This window comes from Micromonospora sp. NPDC052213, assembly GCF_040679695.1.
Classification (GTDB): Bacteria; Actinomycetota; Actinomycetes; order Mycobacteriales; family Micromonosporaceae; genus Micromonospora.
Genome location: NZ_JBFAVI010000385.1, coordinates 1 through 1,144 on the forward strand (window position 1 = coordinate 1; position 1,144 = coordinate 1,144).

The following is a 1,144-nucleotide window of genomic DNA, read 5'->3' on the forward strand; positions in this document are numbered from 1 at the left end:
TGCGCCGACGCGTGCCCCAGCACCGCCGCCGCCTGCCCACACACGAGGTCCACCAACAGCCGACGGGCGTCGTCCTGCGACAGCCCGACCAGCCGCTCCGACCAGGACGACCCGTCTCCGGCCTGCCCAGCCCTCGCCTGCCGGCGCCCGCCCGCCCGGGCGAGCAGCCGCACGATCGGCGGGACCTGGGCGGCGTCGGCGGTGATCCGCAGCCGGGCGGCCACGACCGCCGGCGCGGAACCGGCGGACGCGGCGTCGAGCAGCGCAACACCCTCGGCCGCCGACAGGCCCGTCATGCCGAGCCGGCCCAGCCGCTGGCGGTCGTCGGCGCTGAGTTCGCCGGCCATTCCGCCGGCCGTGGCCCACATGCCCCAGCCGATGCTGCTGGCCGGCAGGCCTCGCTCCCGACGGTGGTACGCCAGGGCGTCCAGGAACGCGTTCGCCGCCGCGTAGTTGCCCTGCCCGGGCGAACCCAGCGTGGCCGCGATCGACGAGAACACCACGAACGCCGACAGATCCAGACCGGCCGTGGCCTCGTGCAACGCCCACGCGCCGTCGACCTTCGGCCCCATCACGGCGGCAACGGCCTCGGCGTCCAGCGAGGTGATCGTCGCGTCGGCGATGACCCCGGCGGTGTGCACGACGGCGGTCAGCGAATGCGCCCCGGCGACGAGGTCCGTCACCTGCTGCGGGTCGCTGACGTCCACGGCGACGGCGTCGACCGTCGCGCCGGCCTCGGTCAGCTCCGCGACCAGCGCGGCGTAGTCGCTGCCTTCGGCGGGCAGGCGACGCGAGGCCAGCAGCAGCCGGCGGGCCTGACCGGTGGTGACGAGGTGCCGGGCCACGACCCCGGCGAGGGTGCCCGACGCTCCGGTGACCAGCACGGTGCCGTCCGGGTCCACCGGCGCCGGAACCTGGAGGACGACCTTGCCCACGTGGCGGGCCTGACTGATGTGCCGCAACGCCGCCCGCGCCTGCCGCACATCCCACACCCGCACCGGCAACGGCCGCAGCACGCCCTGCTCGAACAGGGCCAGCAGCTCGGCGAGCATCTGCCCGATCCGCACCCCACCGGCCTCGTTCAGATCGAACGCCCGATAGGCCACACCCGGATGCCGCTGCGCCACCTGCTCCGGGTCGCGGA

1 protein-coding gene is annotated in these 1,144 nt (G+C 75.5%); it reads right to left on the minus strand.

The genetic code is table 11. The features are described 5' to 3' along the window. The coding region (locus tag AB0L34_RS34160) for an SDR family NAD(P)-dependent oxidoreductase (protein WP_363709813.1) at positions 1-1,144 on the minus strand (1,144 nt) is incomplete at both ends.